The sequence below is a fragment of the Caproicibacter fermentans genome (genome assembly GCF_009746625.1).
Classification (GTDB): Bacteria; Bacillota; Clostridia; order Oscillospirales; family Acutalibacteraceae; genus Caproicibacter; species Caproicibacter fermentans.
Genome location: NZ_VWXL01000003.1, coordinates 82,628 through 105,285, shown reverse-complemented (window position 1 = coordinate 105,285; position 22,658 = coordinate 82,628). Strand labels below are relative to the sequence as shown.

The window sequence follows — 22,658 nt, the reverse complement described above, 5'->3', positions numbered from 1 at the left end:
ATCTGTTATGCTCTAAGAGCTTTTTATTTTTTTTCACAACTAAATTTTAAAGCAAAAAGCCGGAGCTGCCAATACCTTTTCGTATGGTTGCTCCGACTTTTTTTTCGTGCCGTTTTGCAACGGCCCCTTGTTTTTCAATCGCGCAGAGATGTTATATTTTTTGCAAACGGGCAAAGTTCGCCATCAGCTTTTTGGTTCCCGCCTTGTCGAACGCAATCTCCAGCAGGGTATCGTTCCCCATGGAGGAAGCGGACAGGACCACTCCGGGTCCAAAGGTTTTATGCACAACGCCGTCCCCGGTCCGAAAAACAACCTTCGTTTCCTCGGCCGGAGTGAAAGCGGGCCCAAAATTGCGGGCGGCCTCGGTGGTAACCGCCCTTGCTTCCCTTGCCGAAGTCGGAAGGACAACCCCCGGCTTCGGCTTCTTCCAGTCGCGCGAGCGGCTCTTCTCCAGCAGCTCCTCCGGAACTTCCCGCAAAAACCGCGAAGGCAGATTGTGCAGGCTGCTGCCGAACAGCATTCTGTACTCCGAGTTCAGTATGTACAGCTCTTCTTTCGCACGCGTGATCGCAACATAAGCCAGTCTGCGCTCCTCCTCGACCTCTCCGGGATTATAGAGCACCTGCATCCCCGGAAAAATCCCCTCTTCAAAGCCGGGAAGAAAAACAACCGGAAATTCCAATCCCTTCGCGGAGTGCATGGTCATCAGGACGGCGGCGTCGGACGAGCCGTCGTAATTGTCGATGTCCGTAAGAAGCGAAACCTCTTCCAAAAATCCGGAAAGACTCGCTTCTTCTCCGTTATCCTCCTCATACTTTATCAGGTTGGTCGACAATTCACGCACATTGTCCGCACGGTCCTGCGCATCCTCCTCACCGGAAGCCAGCAAAGCGTCCAGATACCCTGTCTTTTGCAGAAGCTGCTGATACAGCTCCCCGAGTCCTGTTTTCCCGTCCGAGGCCGTCTCAGACAGTTCCTGTATCATTTGGGAAAAAACGAGAAGTTTGGGAGCCGACCGTTTCAGCGGATCGAATTCATCCGCATGGCTGATGACGGAAAACAGACTTTCGCCCAGTTGGGCGGCAATCTCCGACGCCTGCGCAATCGTCTTGTCCCCGATGGACCTTTTCGGACGGTTGATGATCCGCTGAAGCCGCACTTCATCGTCCGGATTATTGATTACATTCAGGTACGCCGTCATATCCCTGATTTCACGGCGGTCATAAAAGCGCTGGCCGCCGATGATCCGATATTTGATTCCGGACTTAGCAAAAACCTTTTCCAAAGCGTTTGACTGCGTGTTCATGCGGTAAAGAACGGCAAAGTCGGAAAATCTGCGGCCGGATGCCACTCCTTCCAAAATTCTGTCCGCGATGAAAGAAGCTTCGTCCTGTTCGCTGGAGGCCGTTCTGGCCTGGATTTTTTTTCCTTCCTGATTTTCAGTCCACAGGGTTTTCCCCTTCCGGTTTTCGTTGTTCGCAATCACCGCGTTTGCCGCCGCCAGAATCGTCTTGGTGGAACGGTAATTCTGTTCCAGCCGGATCACTTTGGCGTTCGGAAACGTCTTTTCAAAGCTCAGGATATTTTCAACCGTCGCTCCTCGGAATTTGTAAATACTCTGATCGTCGTCGCCCACCACGCAGAGATTGCCGCTTTTCTGAGCCAGCATCTTGATAAACACATACTGTGCGTGGCTGGTATCCTGATATTCGTCAACCAAAAAATAACGGAACCGGTTCTGATAATAATCAAGAACGTCCGGGTTCTGTTGGAACATCCGGATGGTGTGCACAATCAGATCGTCAAAATCCATGGCGTCCGAATTTTTCAGCGCCGCCTGATAAAGGCGGTAAGCGGCACCAATCTTTTCAACCCGTTCGTCGCCCCCCGCGTCCCTGATATATTCATCCGGTCCGATGAGACTGTCCTTCGCGCGGGAGATTTCCGCAAGAATCGCTTTATAAGAAAGTTTCTTGTCGTCAATTCCCAGTTTCTTCTGGCAATCCTTAATAACTCTGCGGGAATCGTCGGTATCGTAGATGGTAAAATGCCTCGTAAAACCGAGGCGTTCTCCGTCCTTGCGCAGCATGCGGGCACAGGAGGAATGGAAGGTTGACGCCCAGACCTCGTCGCCGACTTCGCCCAACATGGCGCCAAGCCTGTTTTTCAGCTCTTCCGCAGCCTTGTTGGTAAAGGTGATGGCCAAGATCCTCCAGGGAGGGCAGGGGTCGTCCGCAAGCCGGTCGCGCGTTTGCGGAGATAGCTGTTGACCGCTTTCCAAAAAGCGCGTGACCTCCCCTGTCTCGTCCGGGGTCAAAGAAGGCTCCTGTAAGGATTGATAAGCATTTCCGTAACGAACCAGATTTGCGATACGGTTGACCAGAACCGTTGTTTTTCCGCTTCCGGCGCCGGCCAGAATTAAAAGCGGTCCGTTAACGGTAAAAACCGCCTCCCGCTGTTTTGCATTCATTCGGGAAAACTCTTTCTCAAGAACCTTTTTCCTCAGTTCCATATTTTTAGACATGTACTCCACCGCCAGAAATCAAAATCGGGTCTGCAGCCCGTATTCTTTATTGTATCGTATTCCGCGGAAAAGTGCAAACAAGCCCCCCTTCGGAACAGTCACAATACAAAAATCACCCGCACGTCATCCGGACGCGCGGGCGAAATAAAATTGCTGAAAATTACTTTAAGATGCTGAGCAAAACCCCCGCCGCGACTGCGGAGCCGATCACGCCCGCGACATTCGGCCCCATTGCGTGCATCAGCAGGAAATTGCCCGGGTCTTCCTCCTGACCGACTTTTTGGGACACACGCGCCGCCATGGGAACCGCGGACACGCCGGCCGAACCGATGAGCGGATTGACCTTATAGCCGCTCAGACGGCACATCAGCTTGCCGAACAGGACGCCGCCTGCGGTTCCGATGCAGAAAGCCAGCAGTCCCAGAATCACGATCTTAATCGTACCCCAGGAAAGAAACAGAGAACCGGTAGCGGTTGCGCCGACCGTTGTGCCGAGAAAAATCGTAATGATATTCATCAGCTCGTTCTGAGCGGTTTTGCTGATGCGGTCCACAACCCCGCTTTCACGGAACAGATTGCCAAGCATCAGCATTCCGACCAGCGGAGCGGCATCCGGAAGAAGGAGAGAAATCAGGATGGTCACGATGATCGGGAACAGAATCTTTTCCAGCTTGGAGACCGGGCGAAGCTGCTCCATGCGCACCAAACGTTCTTTTTTAGTCGTGAGGGCCTTCATGATCGGAGGCTGGATAATCGGCACCAGCGCCATATAGGAATAAGCCGCCACCGCGATGGGCCCCAGAAGCTTCGGAGCCAGCTGGGAAGTGACAAAAATAGCGGTAGGCCCGTCGGCCCCGCCGATAATGGCGATGGAACCCGCCTGCCTTGTCTCGAATCCAAGAAAAATCGCGCCGATAAAAGTCGTAAATATGCCGAGCTGAGCCGCGGCGCCCAAAAGAAAGCTTTTCGGGTTGGAAATCAGCGGGCCGAAATCCGTCATGGCGCCAATCCCGAGGAAAATGAGCGGCGGATAAATTCCCAGCTTGACGCCGAGGTACAGGTAATAAAACAGCCCCCCGTTTTCCGTATCGGTCGGCGCAGCCATAATCGCGGGATACAGGTTGACAAGCAGCATGCCGAACGCGATGGGAAGAAGGAGCAGCGGTTCAAACTGCTTCTTCACCGCCAGATAAATCAAAACTCCCGCAATTAAAATCATGACATAATTGCGCGGATCGTTGCCGACCAGGCCCGAGGTTTCAAATAATTTCATAACCGATTTGAGAAATCCACTGAATATCGTCACTTTACCAATCCTTCCCCTGCTCCAAAAGCCTCATTGAATTAAAACGGCCGCGTATTTTCCAGAAGGCCGGCCATTCCCCACGATGACCTTGCTCTGCTCTGCACCGCCGCGCGGCGCACGGAGGTAACCACACCGCCCGGAATCATACTGTATGCCGCGGCGGCAAGCACAGCCAGAATCTCTTCCGAGATTCCCTCCTCAACTGCGGGAGCTTCTTCCGCAGCCGGTTCGCTCGGCGCGGGAGCAGCGGCCGGAACCGGCTCCGGTTTGGGAACCGGCATGCTTTCCCGCGGCCGCTGATTCAGTTTGGATTGCAGGGAATTCACCGCTTTCCCATAGCCCTTAATCACCAGAGTTAAAAAAATCAGCATTAAAAATACGACTACAAGCCCTGTAATCAAGACCGTCAGTGATATTTGCACTTCCTGTTGAAAGTTCATTGTCCGTCCCCATTCCCGCATGAAAATTCCGGTCAAAGCCAGTTAAAAATGATTGAATATGCTTTTTATTATAACTGATCCCAAAATTGATTTCAATTATTTTCATCAATTTTTGTTTTTTATTGCATCTAAACCCGCTCGGAATTATAATAAAATTGAAGAAAAGGAGGTGCGGCGTCCCATGGGAGAAGAGGAATTCAGACGTTCATTCCGGGATCCGTTTCACAACAGTCTGGGCCTTGCGGTTTACAGCTGCGGCGTGCAGCGCTGCGCCTCGCGGCATTCCTGGGGTCCGGCAGTCAGGGATCATTATCTGATTCATTACATTGTGTCCGGGCGCGGGGAATTCCGCTCTTGCGGTAAACAGCACAGTTTATCCGTGGGGGACGGTTTTCTTGTGGTTCCGTCCCAGCTTGTATCCTACTCCGCCGACGACAGGGACCCCTGGACCTACTGCTGGGTGGGGTTTAATGGAAGCGACGCGAAACGCCTGATGGATCAGACGGGCCTTTTGGACCGGGAACCGGTTTTTCATTACGGGGGCGACGACAAGCTGGAACGCCTGCTGACCGATATCTGCAATTCTTCCGGATCAAGTCCCAGCGAAGAAGCCCGCATGGAATCCGGTCTTCTGCTGTTTTTGGCCGCGCTGATGGACCGGTTCGGGAAACCCGCCCAGCCGCAGGACAACGGATACGAGTATGTAAAAAAAGCCATTAAATTCATCGATTACAACTATTCGGGCGATATTACCGTAAGCAGCATCGCCGCCAGCGCCGGTATCAGCCGCAGTCACCTTTACCGCCTGTTTATGCAGCATATTTCCATGCCGCCGAACGAATACTTAATGCGTTACCGGATCGGTAAAGCCGCCGGACTGCTGAAGGCTGGCGGCCTGACGGTCGGAGAAGCGGCCTATTCCACGGGCTTTTCCGACCAGCTCTATTTTTCGAGGGTCTTCCGGCGGTACATGGGCGTTCCGCCGAGCCGTTACACCGCAGGCGGACACAGAAATACAGGGGAGGAAAAAACGCATGAGTGAGGCAACCGAACGGATTCAGAAATGGATCGGTCAAATCGAAGAATCGAGAGCCGTGGAATGGGAACGGCTCCCGGAAATTTATTTATATATGGATCAGGTGCTGACTTACATGAACAAGCAGCTTTGCCTGTATGAGCGGGACGAAGGGACGAATCTGCTCACCTCCAGCATGATCAACAACTATGTGAAGGACGGAGTTCTTCCCCGGCCGGAGCAAAAAAAGTATTCCCGCGATCATCTTGCAATTCTGACGGTGATCTGCATGCTGAAGCAGGTTCTTTCCATTCAGGATATTTCCTCTCTAGTGAAAACGCTGTTGTTAAACGCATCGCAAAATGAAATGTACGACCGCTTCTGCGAAGCCCAGACCTCCGCGATGAAGGAAGTCTGTGAGCGCATCCGGTCCACCTCGCAGCAAAGCGAGGCAGACCTGACCAGGCTGGCGATTGAACTTTCGATAGAAGCAAATGCCCGGCGCACGGCCGCGGAAAGAATCTTAAGCGAGCTTGCGAAAGAAAGCAAACCGAGAGCCGAGAAAGAAAAGAAATAGTCAAGACGGCCCCGCATGCCGAATGAGCTGAACCGTTAAAAACAGGCCGTGCAAAAGAAGCCTCTCGTTGTAGGACGCCAAGCTACAACGAGAGGCTTCTTTTAGTTGAACAAAGCATGAGCCGCGGTTGCTTCCGGCTTTATACGGAGTCCAGGTACCTCCGGATATATGGCAGTGCCGCTCCGACCGCCACATTGTCGGCGGGAGCATTGCTGATTTTAATAAAAGGCTGCGGATTTGGAAACGCCGTGCGGGAAAAAACCCTTTCATGCAGGCTGTCGATATCGTCCTTCGTGATGTAAGGCGCAATACTCCCTCCAAGAATACACGGAACGTCAAAAATCGCGTACAGGTCGTTCAGCGCAACGGACAAATCTTCGAGAAAGCTTGTCCATCTGCGAACATATTCCGCTTCGCCTGCTCTCAGCCTCTCGAAAAAGCGCGGCAGAGTGTCTTTGCCCTGCAGCAGCGCTTCGAGAGAACAATAGGCCTCCATGCATCCATGGCCGCCGCAATAGCAGTCCCGTCCGTCCCGCACAAGCGTCATATGCTCGATCGCTCCGCTGCACCCGCGGCTGCCCTGATGGATTCGGCGGTTCATAATCAACGCGCCGCCAAGGTGTTTCCCGACCGAAAGATAAACGGCGTCTTTTATTTTCCTGTCAAACCACAGTTCCGCAGTGGCGGCGCAGCGCGCGTCGTGGATAAAACTGCACGGCAGCTTGATCCCTTTCTCCAATTCGTCCACAAGCATTCCGGTACGGTACAGAATTTTCCCATACGTGATCTCTCTGCCGTCCGCCGAGGCAAGCGCCTGTACGGCAAACCCGATTCCCAGCACTGCCCCCGGGGTGACTTCCATCTCCGCCAAAAAATCAAGGACCGCGCGTCCGACTTCTTCATAATAGCCGCTTTCGTCACGAAACACACAGCGGGTTTCTTTTCTGAGAAACGTTCGGCCGTAGATGTCGACCGCCGTTATCAGAAGAACGTCCCTCTGAATCTCCACCCCGACCGCGACTCGCGCCTTTTCGCACAAGCTGTACGCAACCGCCTTGCGGCCGACCTGACCCGCAAGCAGGCCGCTTTTTCGGACAAGGCCCTGAGACTCAAGCTGATTCAGGTTCTGCGAAACCGTTGGCAGGCTCAGGCGAAGCCTGTTTGCCAGATCCTGTTTGGACAGCTTCTTCTCATGGTACAAAAGGCGGTAGATCAGAGAGTAATTATTTCTTTTTACATCTTTCAGCGTCAGACTGTTCATATGATATTAGTTAACTCACTTTTCAAAATATATTTTTATTATTTTAACACTAAAGCAGGTTCATTGCAACTAGTGTGGTAAACATGCACAAAAACGATTGACATAACTTTGTCATTAAATACGTATTGACAGATTCCCTCCCCATGTTATATGATAAAACCAGTTTTATAAAATCATTTTATAAAATCAATTTTAATAATTGAAAAGGAGCTATCATGATGGGGATTCTGGAAAAAATGCGGCTCGACAACAAAAAGATATTTGTTACCGGGGGAGCAAGAGGCTTGGGTAAAAGCATGGCGACCGCACTCTGTGAAGCGGGAGCCGACGTTGCGATTGTAGACCTCGACATCGAAACGGCGCAAAACACGGCAGAAGAGCTCGAACAACAAACCGGCAGAAAAGCCATGGCAATAAAGGCCGATGTTACAAAGCCGGAGGACGTGGACCGGATGATCGACACGGTGCTCCGGGAATTCGGAAAACTAGACGCGGCCTTTTGCAATGCCGGCATATGCCTCAACGTGCCGGCCGAAGAAATGACTTTTGCCCAATGGAAAAAGGTGATCGATATCAACCTCACCGGGATATTCCTCACCGCACAGGCCGCGGGCAGGGTCATGCTGCGGGAGGGCGGCGGCTCCATCATCAATACTGCTTCCATGTCGGCCCATATTGTCAACTATCCGCAGCCGCAGTGTTCCTATAACGCCTCGAAGGCCGGTGTGATTCAGCTCACAAAATCGTTTGCCGTGGAATGGGTGACACGGAACGTGCGGGTCAACTGCATCAGTCCCGGATACATGGGAACCGAGCTCACGCTGAATTCGCCGTCCCTCAAGCCGTTGATCGAACAGTGGAACGCGGTGGCTCCGCTTCACCGCATGGGCAAACCGGAGGAACTTCAGGCGGCGGCCGTTTATCTCGCGGGCGACGCAAGCTCTTTTACGACCGGCGCGGATTTTGTGATCGACGGAGCATTCACCTGCATTTAAGGAGGACATCGTATGAATTATTTGTTGGGTACAGACATAGGAACCTCCGGAACAAAGACCATTCTGACGGACACTTCCGGAAATCTGATCGCAGAGCACCTGTGCGAATATGATGTACTTACGCCAAAACCGCTATGGGCGGAACAGTGGCCGGACATTTGGGTTGACGCGGTCAAAGAATCCATACGGGAAACCGTAAAGAAAGCGGCGGTGGAGCCGGAGGCCGTAAAGGCTCTCTGCATCAGCGGCCTTTACGGCGGTTCCGGAATCCCGCTTGATTCGCAAATGCGCCCCGTGCGTCCGTGCCTGATCTGGATGGACCGCAGGGCCCAGGAGGAAAGCGACTGGGCCCTGGAACAGATCGGCGCTGAAAAACTGATGCGGATCACCCATAACGGATCCGACCCCTATTACGGTTTTACCAAAATGCTGTGGATCAAGCGGCATGAGCCCGAGAACTGGGAGAAAACAAAGCTTTTCCTTCCGCCGAACGCCTATGCCATTTACCGACTCACCGGCAAAATTGCCGAGGATTATTCCTCCGCCGGGAACACGGGCGGCATTTTCGACATGAACACCCACACCTGGTCAAAGGAACTTCTCGACAAAATGGGAATTCCCCTTTCCAAGCTGCCCCAAAACCTTGTGGAATCCAGCGACGTCGTGGGCGGGCTGACGGGAGAGGCCGCAAAAGAGCTGGGTCTTTGCAAAAGCATGCCGGTTTGCGCCGGAGGCATCGACTGCGGTGCGGCCAACATCGGCCTCGGGGTATTTGAGCCGGGCGTATTTGCGGCGGCAATCGGAACCTCCCTGTGCGGCGCTCTCATCACCGACAAGCCCGTGCAGGGAAGAGGCCTGATCGAGTGGCCCTATCTTTACAGGGCAAAGGAGCTTTCCTATTGCTTCGCGGGCGCCGCAACGGCGGGAGCAATCGTCAAGTGGTTCCGCGATACCTTTGCGGAGGCGGAGTACAGCCGGCAGAAAGCAGGGGGACCCAACGCCTACGCCGTATTGGACCGACAGGCGGAAAAGATTCCAGTGGGGAGCGGAGGGCTCATCGTCCTGCCTTATTTTATGGGTGAACGCAGCCCTGTGTGGGACTCGAACGCGCGCGGAACGATCATCGGGCTGTCGCTTGCGCATACAAAGGCCCATATCTACCGTGCGTTTTTGGAAGCGGTCGCCTATTCTCTCCGCGACGCCATAGAGGCTACCGGAGAAAAGGTCGGGGATATTCTCGTCGCAGGCGGCGCGGTGAAGTCAACTCTCTGGAAACAAATCTTCGCCGACGTCACCGGTCACAGGGTTGTCTGCCCGATCAACGATGTGGAGGCCAATCTCGGCGATGTCATGCTCGCGGGCCTGGGAACCGGTCTGCTGACCCGGGAGGGCATGCAAAAATGGCGTGTCCTAGCCGAACCTGTCGAACCGGATCCGAAAGCACATGCCAGATACGATTCTCTCTACCGATGCTATAAATCGATATACAAAAATCTCAGGAACGATATGAAAACTCTTTCGGCACTGAATTGACTTTCAAATGCCGCCTGATCATCATCGGAAAATCAGACCGCTGTTTGGCATACGGCCCGGGGATTGATCATCAGCCTGACCGGCAGTCCGGAGTTTCATCTGGAGTAATGCGGCACATTAAAAAAATATAATTTTGGGGTGAAGCGAATGAATCTGTTTTGGGACAAATGGAGAAAACGGATCGGCTATGGGATTGGAGACCTTGGCTGCAATCTGGTGTTCAGTACGATGGCGTCATATCTGATGATATTCTATACGGACGTTTTTGGAATTACCGCTGCGGCAGCCGGTACGCTGACCCTGGTAACAAAAATCATTGACGCCGGTACGGATACCGGGATGGGATTGATTGTAGACAGAACCCACACCCGGTGGGGCCAAGGGAGGCCGTATTTCATTGTCGGCGCAGTCCCGTTCGCTGTTTTCACGGTGCTGACTTTTGTCGTGCCGGATTTCGGCGCCACCGGCAAGCTCGTATGGGCTTATGTAACATACTCCCTGCTGTGTCTTTCGTATACGATCGTCAATATTCCTCTCAACACGATCGTTCCAAGGCTCACGTCCGATGTTCATGAGCGGGACTGCCTCGTGTCGACCCGTATGGTTTGCGCCATGATCGGCACCGCGGTGGTTATGACCATCACGACGCCTCTTGTCAAATTTTTCGGTCGCGGCGACAACGCCAAAGGATATCTGATCACTATGAGCATCTACGGCGTTGCGGCGATGCTGATCTTCGGCATCACCTTTCTGAATACGGAGGAGGTTGTGCCGACTTCCGTCACCCACGAGCATTCCAGACTGAAAGACGATTTGAAAGGGCTCACGGGCGCGAGCATCGTGCTTTTCATCCTGAATTTTTTATACTTCGGGCTCTATGTGATACGAAATACGTCCGTCCTTTATTATTTTACCTATAATCTGGGAAAAACCGACTGGATTGTTTTTGTCGGCCTCTTCGGCATCCTTTCGGGGCTGCCGATGCTCCTCATTCTCCCGTTCCTGGAAAAACATATTTCGAAACGCAATTTGATGGTGATCAGTTCGCTGATTTATGCGATCGGCGATTTGACGATCTACCTGGGTAAAAGCTCGACGGTCATGCTGATTTCCGGGCTCGCCGTGACGGGACTCGGGATATACGGAATTTTCGGCACAACATTTTCCATGCAGCCGGACGTGATCGATTATTCCGAATACAAAAACAAAAAAAGCATCGCCGGGATGATCGCCGCGTTTCAGGGCTTTTTTGTGAAAGCGAGCATGGGCCTTGCGAGTATGCTGGTCGGCATCTTTCTAACAATGAGCGGATATGTGCCGAACATTCCGCAGACGCCAAAGGCGCTAGCAGCCATAGAGACTGCTTTCATTTGGATCCCGCTTATCATATGCGTTTTGATTTGCATCGCAGTCTATTTTTACCGTGTCGACAGCATTCGCAGTGAAATGTCGGAAGAATTGGAAAACAGACGCAGAGTCAATGCGTCGAAGGGATCCGCCTCCGCTTCCTTGCAGCCGTCTTCCAACTAAGAATCTGGAAAAGGCCGCTGAAGGTTTTGAAAATTCGAGCGGCGTTCTGCAGAGACGCGCGGCCGACCGCTTCTCTTCGATCCGTCCCCCGGGGGCTGTTTTCTAGAACCATAATTACAATTTCACATAATATGATACTGTAACTTCGAAGGAGGGGGTTCCATATGTGTGGGATTGCAGGTTTTTGTAACTACAACGAAGATTTTACCGAAGAGGCCCCTTTTCTGGGTCAGCTGGCCAGGCGTATGGGCAATACGCTCAGGCACCGCGGACCCGATGAAAACGGGGTATTTATTTCAACCCACGCCGCCTTCGCGCATCAGAGGCTTGCGGTCATTGACCTGGAAGGCGGGAAGCAGCCGATGACCGCTTACGCGGGCGGATACCGGTACACGATTGTCTATAACGGGGAACTGTATAACGGCGACGAGCTGCGCCGTGAGCTTGAGTCGATCGGCTACGTGTTCGAAACCACGAGCGACACTGAAATTCTTTTGAAATGCTATATTCACTACGGCTCAGAATGCCCCAAGAAGCTGAACGGGATATTTGCCTTTGCCGTCGACGACGAAAGACGGAACCGCTGTTTTCTGTGCCGTGACCGGTTTGGCGTAAAGCCCCTGTTTTATACCCTTGCGGGTGACCGGCTGGTGTTTGGTTCCGAGATCAAGGCTCTGCTGCAGTACCCGGGAGTCAACCCGATTCTTGACCGCAATGGCCTCTGTGAAGTTCTTGGAATCGGTCCCGCCCGAACAGCCGGCGTTGGCGTGTTCAAGGATATTTATGAAATCAAGCCGGGGTTCTTTGCCATATCAGACCGAAACGGCTTTTCCGTCAAACCTTATTTCCAGATTGAAAGCCACGAACATCCGGACAGCTACGAGGATACGGTCAAACATGTACGCTACCTTCTGGAAGACGCGATCACTCGGCAGCTTGTTTCCGACGTTCCGTTGTGCACGTTCCTGTCCGGCGGACTGGACTCCAGCGTGGTCACGTCGGTCGCGGCGCGCAAGTATCGGGATTTAGGCCAAATTCTCTCCACTTATTCCTTTGAGTTCACAGGCAACGACCGATATTTCAAGCCAACCGCCTTCCAGCCGGACTCCGATGATCCCTGGGCGGCAAAAATGGCGGAATACTGCGGGACGAACCACACCGTCCTCAAATGCGACAATCTGAGCCAGGCCGACAAGCTCTATGACGCGGTGGACGCGAAAGACATGCCGGGCATGGCGGACGTTGACTCCTCCCTCCTTCACTTCTGCCGGATGATTAAAAAAGATCATGTCGTTGCGGTCAGCGGAGAATGTGCCGATGAGATTTTCGGCGGTTACCCGTGGTTTCATAAAAAAGAAGCGTTCGAGGGCCATTGTTTCCCCTGGTCACCGGACCTTTCCGTACGGACGGATCTGTTTAAACCCGAAATCAACGACGCGCTGGATTTGGAGGATTACGTGAACCAGCGTTACGAGGAATCCATTTCTGAAGTTCCAAAGCTGGAAAACGAGAACTCGCAGGAAGCGCGGCGCAGGGAAATTTCATACCTGAACATCAAATGGTTTATGACCACCCTGCTGGACGACAGGGCAGGGATAGTATAAACCAATGAGGAGTGGGACAAGAAAGTCAGGAAAATAGCCACTTTTTCGACACGAACTGGTTCATGTCAACCCTGCTTTTTGTTTTATCGACCAGTGTCTACAAAAACCAAAATCAGTGTTCTACTCATTTCGACATCGGGCGACCCTGAAGCTCCGATTCCTTATACCAATGATCTATGTGCATAGCTGTTTCGCACGGGTTTTCTAAAATCGCATCACGGCATTGAGAAAAAGCTGTCTGCCATGTGTGCGAGCCTCCCCGGCGCGTGAATAAAAAATCCCCTCTAAAGCTGTGTAACGATTTATAGAACCGATTTTCTACGGACAATCTTTATTCCAAATGCTTCCCACATATATTTTACTAATGAGCATTTTACGAGGTGAAATATATGTCCGACGATTCAAAAAGAATTGTATTGCCAAAGACGTTACAGGAACGGATGTTAAAATTCTTTTTGAAGGCGCAGTGCAAAGCCATGGAAGCAGATCTTGACGGTGAAAAAGATGAGCCACCACAAAATCCTATCAATAAAGATGATAGGAGCAGTGGCTGATGGAAACAGCAATTTATGTTCGGGTCTCCACGGAGGAACAGGCGCAGGAGGGTTTCTCCATCCGGGCACAGGAGCAGAAGCTCAAGGATTATGTAAGAATCAAAGATTGGTCAATCTATAAAATATATGCCGACGAAGGCATCTCCGGCAAGGACATTACCGGACGCCCTGCGGTCAAAGATATGATTGAGGACGTAAAAGCCGGGCTCGTTAAAAACGTGCTGGTGTTCAAGATCGACCGCCTTACACGCTCCACGGCGGATTTGATTTATCTGGTTGACCTGTTCAATGCCAATGATTGCGAATTCAACTCCTTAATGGAGTCCATTGATACACAAACGGCATCCGGCAGGATGTTTATCAAAATCATCGGGATCTTTGCGGAGTTTGAGCGCGAAAACATTATCGAGCGAACACGGGTCGGCGTCGAACGCAAAGTAAAGGAAGGGTATTCACTCTGCACATCGTCGGCAAGTTTCGGATATGACCGCGTGAAGGGTCAAAAAATGCAAACAGTAAATCCCGTCGAAGCCGAAGTCGTGCGGGAGGTTTTTGAAATGTTTGTGGACAACGGACTTACACTCACGGACATTGCGCGGCGGCTTAATTTGCGCGGTATATTAACGAAGAAAGACAAAACATGGTCGTCTGTGAAAGTCAGGCGCGTCCTCACTAATTGCAACTATGTGGGCGATGTACGCCACCACATAAACGATTCCAAACACAAGCAGGAATACGACGGTTTGCATGAAGCGATTATCCCACAGGAACTTTTCGATGCTGCGAAGGACATCCTTGATCAAAATAAAAAGGTGGGTATCACAAAGCCGCCCAATGACGAAAAATATTTTGCCGGATTTTTGGAATGTGCAAAGTGCGGCTACAAGATGAAGACCTATGAATCCCGCAAACAACTAAAGACAAAAATTCAAATTACGGTCGGATATGTATGCTGTAATCACACACTCGGGACCTGCACCGTCGGCAGTATGAGCCACAAGAAAGTGGAGGCGGCTTTCGAGGAATACATATCCCAAATCGCGGATTTTAATGATGCGGATAATCCTTCTCTTGCAGAAGAAAAAAAAATCAAGCATGACAAAAGTGAAGCAATCTTGTCACTGGAAGCCAAGCTGAAAAGCCTTGAAACAAGGGAACGCGAAACACTGGAGCGATATGTCCATAACGAAATCGACTTTGATGATTACCGCGAAATGAAGAAGCTGGTCGCATCGGATAAGCTGGTTCTGAGTGCCGAGCTGGAACGCCTCAGCGCTGCTCCCAAACCCATGGCGGTCAAGCCACAGGAAATCGCCCGGAATTTTCGAGAGAACTGGGATAAGTTATCGAACCACGAACGCCGCGCTTTCCTGAAACAATTTGTAGAACGGATTGTTATTGAAAGCGTGAAGCCGAAAGGCGAATTTTTTGGGCAGGTGAAGATTCGGGAAGTGAGGTGGAGAATGTAAAGCGCTTTTGCCGTATTGGCGTGTATGAACGCGCTGAAAAATTGTTGAGACAAATAAAACCTTTATGTCTTTAGAAACACCGAGGTTGCGGTAAATCACTGTTTAAGCGTCCTAGGCGGTGGGAAAAGTCAAGCAGAAGCCGATGATATTCTTGGTGGGGTTATCCTTCGCTTGTCTCTCTTGCTTCGAATTCCTTCAGCGTTTTACCTTCGGCAGTTTTCCACTCCACATTTCCGCTTGTTGACGCGCCAAGGACAAAGTCAGACGCACCCGATGGTGTTTTAAAGAGGATGTCCTTTTGCAAGGCTCCGTTCTCATCTATATATTTCCTGTTGTCCTCCCGTGCAGATTTAGCATGGTCAGGGCAACTCGAAAGTAGTTCTTCCCGAATCACACTCCCCGCGAGAATGACAAGTCCTTCGTTTGTCAGCCTCGCTTTGGCGTCGGCGCCGCTTCGCTTGATAAAGAAATTTTCTCCGGCTTGAGGGGTTTCCTCACCCGTTGGCGGGGCTGTTACCACGAGCTGCGAGAGCGGCTCAAACACCTTATGACCGAGGGTGCCCATTACGATCTTGGCGTAGTCAACGAACTCTTCCAGTTCACTTTCTTTTTCCTCTGTAATGTTGCCCAGTGTCGGATCATTACCGTTCTTCACCAGATATCGTTTTGCCGCAATCGCCATATTCGTAAAGCGGTTTTCAAGGTAGCTTATCTCAGTGGGTCCGAAAGAATTATTTGAGGTTGTAAAAACAACTGCCTCTGTCCAGTAGTCTTTTTCAGGGTTGCGCCTATGTTCCTGCAAGCGGTAGAGAATGCCCTCACCATTTTTTCTCACGCCAGCCTGACCGACGTAAACAACATCCTCGCCGGTCTGATCCGAAACTCCAAACAGAAAATAGACCCCGCTCTGTGAGAGATCATCGCGTCCCTTGCACTGATCCAATTCAGTGCGCGGAATTTTATAGGCTACTCCTGTCCAATTGGCAAGGGTACACTTAATGCACCCGTTGGGGTCGCCGTCTATCAGAAACAGGTTTATGCTTTTGCCTCTCGTAGCCATGGGTTATTTCCTCGCTTTCTGCACAATCATGAACTGTCGATTCATAATAGTATGTCTTTCCAATTAGCATCTTCCAAAATAGCTAGTCTATTAAAATCAAAGAATTTATCAAAGCCAGGCCTTTTCACGGGTTCCCCATTTTTAAATGATGCCGGTTGACAACGGTAACCCCGAGAACATTTTTTAATCATGGAGATGGGTAAATATGCAATAAATTCAGGTAACGCAAGATCACCATTGTAAAAGGGCATTGCGAGCACCATTTCCGGATGCAGTTTGGTTAACTTCCCTACATATCCATAAACCGGTTTATCGGTTTTATCTTCAGTTGGATATTCTCCTTTAACTTGCACTGGTCGGATAAGTTCCCCTGTTCCCGCAATATCTTTGGTAATAATGAAATCAAAGCCCTTGTCTCTATGTGGAAAATATACGTTCCATCCATGCGCCGCAAATGTTCCCGCCACCACAAGCTCAGCCGAATAATCATTTACAATCATTCTATCACCATCTCAAAATTGTCATTGATATATTATCTGGCCACGAGCCGCGTGTCCATTCGTAAAGGTGAAGAGGTAGATTTGAACCTGACAGCCATTTGGCTGCGTCGATTTCATCAAAGGCATCCTGATTCTTATTTTCAGTAATCGCCTCGTAAGCAAATGTTCCTTGTGGGATAGATTCCAACTTGGGCAACTTACGACGGGCAGCGGCAGAGGTGCGGATTTCTGTGATTGCATAGCCCCGGCTGCGAATCACAATATAGGGTTCTCGTGTGAATTCCAGCAGACGGTTGCAGCAGGCATGTTTAGAAACACGGAACTGTCGGGCAAGAGTGGCAATCAGTGTGTAATCCAACGCAGAACCAACCATCGCAAGGCGGAACTGGTCTTCTGGCAAGAGGAACACGGAAGCGAAACGATTGGCTTCAGCTTCTTTCGGACGACCGCCGTTTTGCACATCTTCCACTGTACAGCGAAAGCCCCGTTGCCCGTCCAAATAGTAGGTTGGAGTATGCTGCAAAAAATGATGCCCCAGTTCATGAGCAAATGTAAAGTTGATGCGCCCAGAGTTTGAAATATGCGTATTAATCAGGATGGCACGTTTTTCCCCGCAAAATAGCAGCAGACCGCTAAGCTTGGGATCGTCCGGCAGATTTTGTTTCCCGACGCGGATATGCTGCATCTGTGCTATTTCGTCGAGATGCGTTGCAGGCAGGTTAGTAATGCCCATGCTTTCTAGTACCTGCTTGGCTTTGGCTGCAGGATCATAGGCTGCCTCCATCATTCATCCTCCGCAAACAAATCCTCTATTGCCTGCTTTGCCTGAGCAGACAGATTATTAACATTACCGCGTGCTGCCATCGCAACTCGCTCTGCAGCTGTTTTGACAGCATCAGGAAAAGGTACCACATTGCTATAATCAATTGGCAGATCACCGACTTGTTTCAGCTCATTGCACAGCGTCATCAGTTCATCCACTTTGGCAGTAATGCGCTGCTGTTCGGCAAGGGGTGGGAGAGGAAGAAGTTGATTTTTAACCACCTCTCCTGTAATGGCAGCAAAGGTAGTTCCAGTCGCTTTCAGTACAAAATTCTGTTTTTGTGCTTGTAGCCAGTAAAACATGAAATTTATGTTTATCGTTCCGAGGGGCCGTACTGCACATAAACCCCGCCCAATACATATTTCTCGTTTGGCGATATTAACATCGCCGACGGGCGCGCGAACTGCTAATAAAATGCTATTTGGTGGTGCAATTTTGGAAGGAGAAGAGGTAAACTGATTAGACTTTTGAAGATATTTCTCTCCATAAAAACTCTTTCCTTGATGAAATTCGAGTCCCTGATTGTCGGTAGAAACACTATTTCCAGCGGGGGATTGTCCCATAATAAAATTATTAACTTCTCCCAACCTGCACCAAACCCACCCGTCCGGTAAATTATAAGGAATTTCGTCTTCGGTAATAGGTGGCAGTGGTTTTTCTTTTTTCAGCTTTCCTGCCTTGATGAGCGCGGTCTTTTCAGCCTGTATCCGTTTTAGCAGTTCGGATGCAGGCTCGTCATTTTTATCCTGCGGCACCAGCTTACCTTGTACTGCTGATTGTAAAATGCTTTCTGGCAAATCTTCTGCCAAATGCTTTTCCAACGCGTCCTGCTCATTTTCAGCGGCCTCCAGTTCATCACACAATGCCATCAGCTCGTCCACCTTGGATGCGATACGCTGCTGCTCGGCAAGGGGAGGAACAGGAATAAGGTAATTCCTCAAAAAATTCAATGAAACGAAAGACTGAACCCCTCCGGAAGATATCCGTTTCATTTGTTCCTGCTCTAACTCCAAAAAATAAAAAAAGTATTTCGTAATAAATGAATCCTGTCTATATGGTTTAAAAAGGGCAACATTTTTGATTGCAAACGGTTTGCTACTTTCAACTACTGCTGGATTCCCAATGCTCCCTATCATCGCAAATAAGATATCGCCAATATCAACTTTTGAACGTTGTGATATCGCTTCAAAATCTTCGTTTGAAATTAGTTTCACATTCTCGAAGCTGATTTGCCCATCACTTAAATTTTTGCTTGTTATCAACGGGAAACCGTCCGAAACATATTTTGGTGTGTCATGTGTGCCATCGCGTACATCACAGAAATTGTTCAGTCTGCACCAGACCCATCCTTCCGGCAAATCATAAGGAATTTCATCCCCAGTAATGGGAGGCAGGGGCCTTCCTCTTTTCAGCTTACCTGCCTTAATGTGTTCGTCTTTTTCAGCCTGTATCCGTTTCAACAGTTCGGATGCAGGTTCATCGTTTTTATCCTGTGGCACTAACTTGCCCTGCACCGCCACCTGTAGGATGGACTTTCTCAATTCAGAGGCTTTCATTCAATCTTCTCCTGCTCCAAGGCGACGGAAATTCGCGCCAGCACATCTTCCATGTGGGCGGAAAGCACAGCCTTTTCATTCAGATAATGAGAAATAAATTCTTCAGGCGGGAGAATCTCCTCGGTGTCGTGCGGAAATCCACAGAAGTCCAGATTGTAATCGGTGGCGATAATGTCTTCCACAGGGACAAATTGGGAAACGTCACTTTCCTCTTTGTGTTTCCACCAGTCCCGCACAGATTGAAAGTGCTCTGGCAGCATGGGCCGGGTTTTGGAAAAGTGCTTATAGCCCTGAGGCATTTCCAAACGATAATACCAAACGCCCTTGGTAGGTGTGCCCTTCTGGAAAAACAGCAGGTTTGTGTTGATATTGGTATAAGGAGCGAATACGTCCTTCGGCAGACGAACAATAGTGTGAAGATTACATTCTTCCAACAGTTTCTTTTTTATGGCAGACTTCACGCCGGTGCCAAACAGAAAACCATCCGGCAAAACCATGCCGCAGCGCCCACCATCCTTCAACAATACCATCATATGTACCAAAAAAAGATCGGCGGTCTCCGTATCACGCAACTCGGCGGGAACAGACTGAGAAATTGCCTTTTCCTCCGCGCCGCCGAAAGGCGGATTCGTGACGATGACATCAACTTTGTCCTTTGCAGTATAGTCCGTGGTCGGTGTACGCAGGGTGTTGTCATGACGGATATCCGGCACATCGATTCCGTGAGCAATTAGATTGGTTACGCATAACAGGTAAGGGAACGGCTTTTTTTCAATTCCGCGAATCGTCTGCTGCAGCATCCGGTATTCCTCGGTGGTATTGACCGTGAAATTGTCGATCACACTAGTCAGGAAGCCGCCTGTTCCACAGGCTGGATCCAGCACGGTTTCCCCCAGTTTTGGGGCCACCATATCGACAACAAAGTGTGTCACCGGGCGGGGAGTATAAAACTCCCCCGCCTTGCCTGCGCTCTGCAGGTCTTTCAGCATTGTTTCATACAGGCCATTGAACAGATGACCAGATGGCATGGAATAAAAGTCGATCTCTTCATTGATCTTATTCACGACCTGCCGAAGCAGCGTACCGGATTTCATGAAATTGTTGACGCCTTCTACAATACTGCGGATCAGCCACTTGCGATGCTTTGGATCGTTACTCGTATCCAGTTCACGCAAATCCGTGAACATAGCATCAATGTGAATAAGTAATGCGTCGCCGGTTATGCCCTCCGCGTCGTCCGCCCAGTTGCTCCAGCGATATTTGGAAGGGATGACAGGATAATAATCATCCTCGGTTGTCTCCCATTCCTGTTCTTTAAAATCAAAAGCCTTGAGAAACAACATCCATGTGATCTGCTCAATATACTGCGCATCGCCATTAATTCCTGCGTCGATGCGCATAATATCTTTAAGTGCTTTTGTAGTACCTGAAACGGCCATCTTAGCATCCTCCAAAATCTATGCGACGTATAGCTCCTGCTCCAATTCATGCAGCGCTTGTTCGAAATTCTTTTTTCCTTTAAAAATACGATTCAAGATATACATGGGATTACCGAATTGATTAATGGGATTCACCTTCAGTACATCCATGCTTTCCAGATCGGCGACTCCGATCTCGGCGTATTTTTCAAGTAGTGCATTTAGAACAGCCTGAGCCTTTTCACCATATTTTGCAAAATAATTTCGCTTTTTAACATTGTTGGCCCGCTCCCTGCGAGTCAACGGCGGCTGATCATATGCGATGTGACACACAAGATCAAAGGGGTCAAACTCTTGCCCGACCTGCTCCTGCAATTCTTCCAGCAACACTCCACGCTTGGCAAACTCATCCAGAATTGCCTGCTTGCGCTCTGCGCTGTTCCACGCCGAAAGAAAATCATCCAGCGTGGCGTACTGGTCAAGCACATTGCGACGGGTATAATCCGTAAGTGATTCCGTAATTAACTTGCCATCCTTGTCGATATACTGGACACGTTGCTTCAGCACAGTCACTTCCACATTGTCAACATAATATTTCATGCGGCGCTCATGCTGGGGATTATCGTCGCCGCCTTCTGGAGTGTCCGAGCCATCAGTAAGCTGGTCGCCACCCTGTGGCGGATCGTTAGGCAAATCGGGGATTTGACCATCTTCAGACGGCGTGAAAGTGTCATTCTGCTCCACTGGACCATCAAAGTCCGGATCAGCAAAATGTCGGGTTACTTCGCGAAAATCAAAAATGGTAAAAAACATCTTTCCAAGGTCTTCCCGCACACGGGTGCCACGACCAATGATCTGTTTAAACTCAGTTGGACTCTTAATCTCCGCATCCAAGACAATAAACTTGACCATCTGTACATCTATGCCAGTAGTCAGTAATTTTGATGTTGTGACAAGCACCGGATAGCGGCTGGAAACATCCCGAAAAGCGTCAATTTGCTTTTTACCAATGTCGTCGTCTCCGGTAATACGCATCACATAGCGCTCATCCTCTTTAACAAGGTCGGTGTTCTCATTCACAAGCGCCTGCCGCATACGGTCTGCATGCTCCGTATCCACACAGAAGAAAATGGTCTTATCGTAACGCAAATCATGTTTTTTCATGTAATTTGAAACAACCTTTGCCACCATGCGGGTACGCTGCTCCAAAACAAGCTCTCGGTCATAGTCGCTGGTGTTGTATTCACGATCGACAATTTCGTTGCCAAATTTGTCAGTTTGTCCCTTGTAGGGACGAAAGCCTTCGGCGTCCTTATCGAGAGTGACGCGAATGACACGATATGGGGCGAGAAAGCCGTCTTCAATACCCTGCTTAAGAGAGTAGGTGTAAATCGGCTCACCGAAATAGTCAATATTTGAAACGTCTTTTGTTTCTTTGGGAGTAGCCGTCAGACCAATCTGCGTGGCTGCGGAGAAATACTCCAGCACTGCGCGCCATGCGCTGTCTTCTTTTGCGCTGCCGCGATGACATTCGTCCACGACAATCAGATCGAAAAAGCCGGAGCTAAACTGTTTGAATATCTCCTTATCGCCCTCGCCGGTAAGACCCTGATAAAGTGCCAAATAAATCTCGTAGGATTTGTCCACCTTGCGGTTGCGAACGATCGTCATTTTATCTTTGAAAGGGGAAAAATCATTTACATAAGTCTGATCAATCAGTGCGTTGCGGTCAGCAAGGTATAAAATGCGATTCTTTACTCCGGCTTTCCACAGTCGCCAGATGATCTGGAATGCAGTGAATGTCTTGCCGGTTCCGGTCGCCATAACTAGGAGAATACGGTTTTGTCCACGCGCGATTGCCTCAACGGTCAAGTTGATTGCATTGCGCTGATAATAACGCGGTGTCCGGTCTTCCCTCTGGGTGTAATAGGGTTCTTCAATGATGGCTTCCTGTTGATCCGACAAGTTCGTGCCGGTTTTATACATTTTCCAAAGCTGCTCTGCTGTTGGGAATTTATCCAAAGGAACAAATTGCTCAGCGTCACCCGGCGCAGCCATCCGATTATGGAATGTAAAGCCATCGCCATTGGAAGTGAAAGCAAACGGAACAAGCAACCGCTCTGCATAGTCCAGCGCCTGCTGCATACCATCTGATACGGCGTGATTATTATCTTTTGCTTCCACGATGGCCAATGGGATGTGTGGTTTATAAAAAAGCAAATAATCTGCGTATTTGGCCTTGTCACGCTTATAAGTACCTCCGCGAGCGATAATACGCCCCTTTGTGATTGCATATTCCTCGCGGATTTGTCCGTTTGTCCATCCAGCAGCCTTAATTGCAGGGGTGATGTACTGTGTCCTGATTTCCTGTTCAGACAACTGCTTTTTATTCATGTTATCGTTCACCCCATTACAGTTTTGTTTATACCAAATATCGGTTTTCTGTAATTTTTTATAGAGCTTGTAAAAGCAGCAACCTTACAATTGCTATTA

General features: G+C 50.0%; 18 protein-coding genes. 8 read left to right on the top strand and 10 right to left on the bottom strand.

Annotated features, from left to right (window positions below):
* Positions 1-151: 151 nt before the first annotated feature.
* The 3 genes from CAFE_RS00790 to CAFE_RS00780 form a co-directional block, all read right to left on the bottom strand.
* A complete protein-coding gene (locus CAFE_RS00790; RefSeq protein WP_166525032.1) occupies positions 152-2,524 on the bottom strand; it encodes an ATP-dependent helicase in 2,373 nt (790 codons plus the stop codon).
* A gap of 160 nt (positions 2,525-2,684) precedes the next feature.
* Positions 2,685-3,830 carry a sodium ion-translocating decarboxylase subunit beta gene (locus CAFE_RS00785; RefSeq protein ID WP_407926833.1) on the bottom strand — a complete coding sequence of 382 codons (1,146 nt, stop codon included), beginning with the start codon at positions 3,828-3,830 and terminating at the stop codon, positions 2,685-2,687.
* 38 nt (positions 3,831-3,868) lie between these two features.
* Complete coding sequence (locus CAFE_RS00780; RefSeq protein WP_066644678.1) at positions 3,869-4,270, bottom strand: OadG family protein; 402 nt, start codon at positions 4,268-4,270, stop codon at positions 3,869-3,871.
* A 181-nt stretch (positions 4,271-4,451) separates the two neighbouring features.
* Here CAFE_RS00780 and CAFE_RS00775 point away from each other — a divergent pair, with 181 nt between their 5' ends.
* Together CAFE_RS00775 and CAFE_RS00770 are read left to right on the top strand one after the other, a co-directional pair.
* Positions 4,452-5,312 carry an AraC family transcriptional regulator gene (locus CAFE_RS00775; RefSeq protein ID WP_066644668.1) on the top strand — a complete coding sequence of 287 codons (861 nt, stop codon included), beginning with the start codon at positions 4,452-4,454 and terminating at the stop codon, positions 5,310-5,312.
* Positions 5,305-5,862 (top strand): DUF1836 domain-containing protein, encoded by a 558-nt coding sequence (locus CAFE_RS00770; protein WP_066644665.1) that lies wholly within the window; start codon positions 5,305-5,307, stop codon positions 5,860-5,862. The genes CAFE_RS00775 and CAFE_RS00770 overlap by 8 nt, the downstream gene beginning before the upstream one ends.
* Positions 5,863-6,001: 139 nt before the next feature.
* Here CAFE_RS00770 and CAFE_RS00765 read toward each other — a convergent pair whose 3' ends face one another.
* Entirely contained in the window at positions 6,002-7,123 is a 1,122-nt protein-coding gene (locus CAFE_RS00765) for an ROK family transcriptional regulator (protein WP_156989505.1), read from the bottom strand.
* A 215-nt stretch (positions 7,124-7,338) separates the two neighbouring features.
* On the opposite strand from CAFE_RS00765, the gene CAFE_RS00760 reads away from it, so the two are divergent.
* From CAFE_RS00760 to CAFE_RS00735, 6 genes are all read left to right on the top strand, one after another.
* The gene (locus tag CAFE_RS00760) at positions 7,339-8,118 is read left to right on the top strand and encodes an SDR family oxidoreductase (RefSeq protein WP_413814405.1); all 780 of its coding nucleotides are present in this window, start codon (positions 7,339-7,341) and stop codon (positions 8,116-8,118) included.
* Positions 8,119-8,130: 12 nt separating this feature from the next.
* Positions 8,131-9,651, top strand: coding sequence for an FGGY-family carbohydrate kinase (locus CAFE_RS00755; RefSeq protein WP_156989504.1), 1,521 nt, complete (start codon positions 8,131-8,133; stop codon positions 9,649-9,651).
* 147 nt (positions 9,652-9,798) lie between these two features.
* Positions 9,799-11,181 (top strand): glycoside-pentoside-hexuronide (GPH):cation symporter, encoded by a 1,383-nt coding sequence (locus tag CAFE_RS00750; protein ID WP_066644657.1) that lies wholly within the window; start codon positions 9,799-9,801, stop codon positions 11,179-11,181.
* Between the two features lie 164 nt (positions 11,182-11,345).
* Positions 11,346-12,785: an asparagine synthase (glutamine-hydrolyzing) gene (asnB, locus tag CAFE_RS00745; protein WP_066644655.1), complete on the top strand. Its 1,440-nt coding sequence runs from the start codon at positions 11,346-11,348 to the stop codon at positions 12,783-12,785.
* Between the two features lie 389 nt (positions 12,786-13,174).
* A complete protein-coding gene (locus CAFE_RS00740) occupies positions 13,175-13,339 on the top strand; it encodes a hypothetical protein (RefSeq protein ID WP_156989503.1) in 165 nt (54 codons plus the stop codon).
* Positions 13,339-14,808 (top strand): recombinase family protein, encoded by a 1,470-nt coding sequence (locus CAFE_RS00735; RefSeq protein ID WP_156989502.1) that lies wholly within the window; start codon positions 13,339-13,341, stop codon positions 14,806-14,808. The genes CAFE_RS00740 and CAFE_RS00735 overlap by 1 nt, the downstream gene beginning before the upstream one ends.
* A 160-nt stretch (positions 14,809-14,968) precedes the next feature.
* On the opposite strand, the gene CAFE_RS00730 is transcribed toward CAFE_RS00735, so the two are convergent.
* From CAFE_RS00730 to hsdR, 6 genes are read right to left on the bottom strand one after another with little or no spacing between them, the layout of a single operon-like run.
* Entirely contained in the window at positions 14,969-15,868 is a 900-nt protein-coding gene (locus CAFE_RS00730) for a GIY-YIG nuclease family protein (RefSeq protein ID WP_156989501.1), read from the bottom strand.
* A gap of 41 nt (positions 15,869-15,909) precedes the next feature.
* Entirely contained in the window at positions 15,910-16,368 is a 459-nt protein-coding gene (locus tag CAFE_RS00725) for a PDDEXK family nuclease (RefSeq protein ID WP_156989500.1), read from the bottom strand.
* A 4-nt stretch (positions 16,369-16,372) separates the two neighbouring features.
* Positions 16,373-17,155: an ImmA/IrrE family metallo-endopeptidase gene (locus CAFE_RS00720; protein WP_233452647.1), complete on the bottom strand. Its 783-nt coding sequence runs from the start codon at positions 17,153-17,155 to the stop codon at positions 16,373-16,375.
* Positions 17,152-18,747 (bottom strand): restriction endonuclease subunit S, encoded by a 1,596-nt coding sequence (locus tag CAFE_RS00715; RefSeq protein ID WP_156989499.1) that lies wholly within the window; start codon positions 18,745-18,747, stop codon positions 17,152-17,154. Before CAFE_RS00715 ends, CAFE_RS00720 begins: the two co-directional genes overlap by 4 nt.
* The gene (locus CAFE_RS00710) at positions 18,744-20,186 is read right to left on the bottom strand and encodes a type I restriction-modification system subunit M (RefSeq protein WP_156989498.1); all 1,443 of its coding nucleotides are present in this window, start codon (positions 20,184-20,186) and stop codon (positions 18,744-18,746) included. Before CAFE_RS00710 ends, CAFE_RS00715 begins: the two co-directional genes overlap by 4 nt.
* Before the next feature lie 18 nt (positions 20,187-20,204).
* Positions 20,205-22,559, bottom strand: a complete 2,355-nt coding sequence (gene hsdR, locus CAFE_RS00705) for an EcoAI/FtnUII family type I restriction enzme subunit R (RefSeq protein WP_156989497.1) — start codon at positions 22,557-22,559, stop codon at positions 20,205-20,207.
* Positions 22,560-22,658 lie beyond the last annotated feature (99 nt).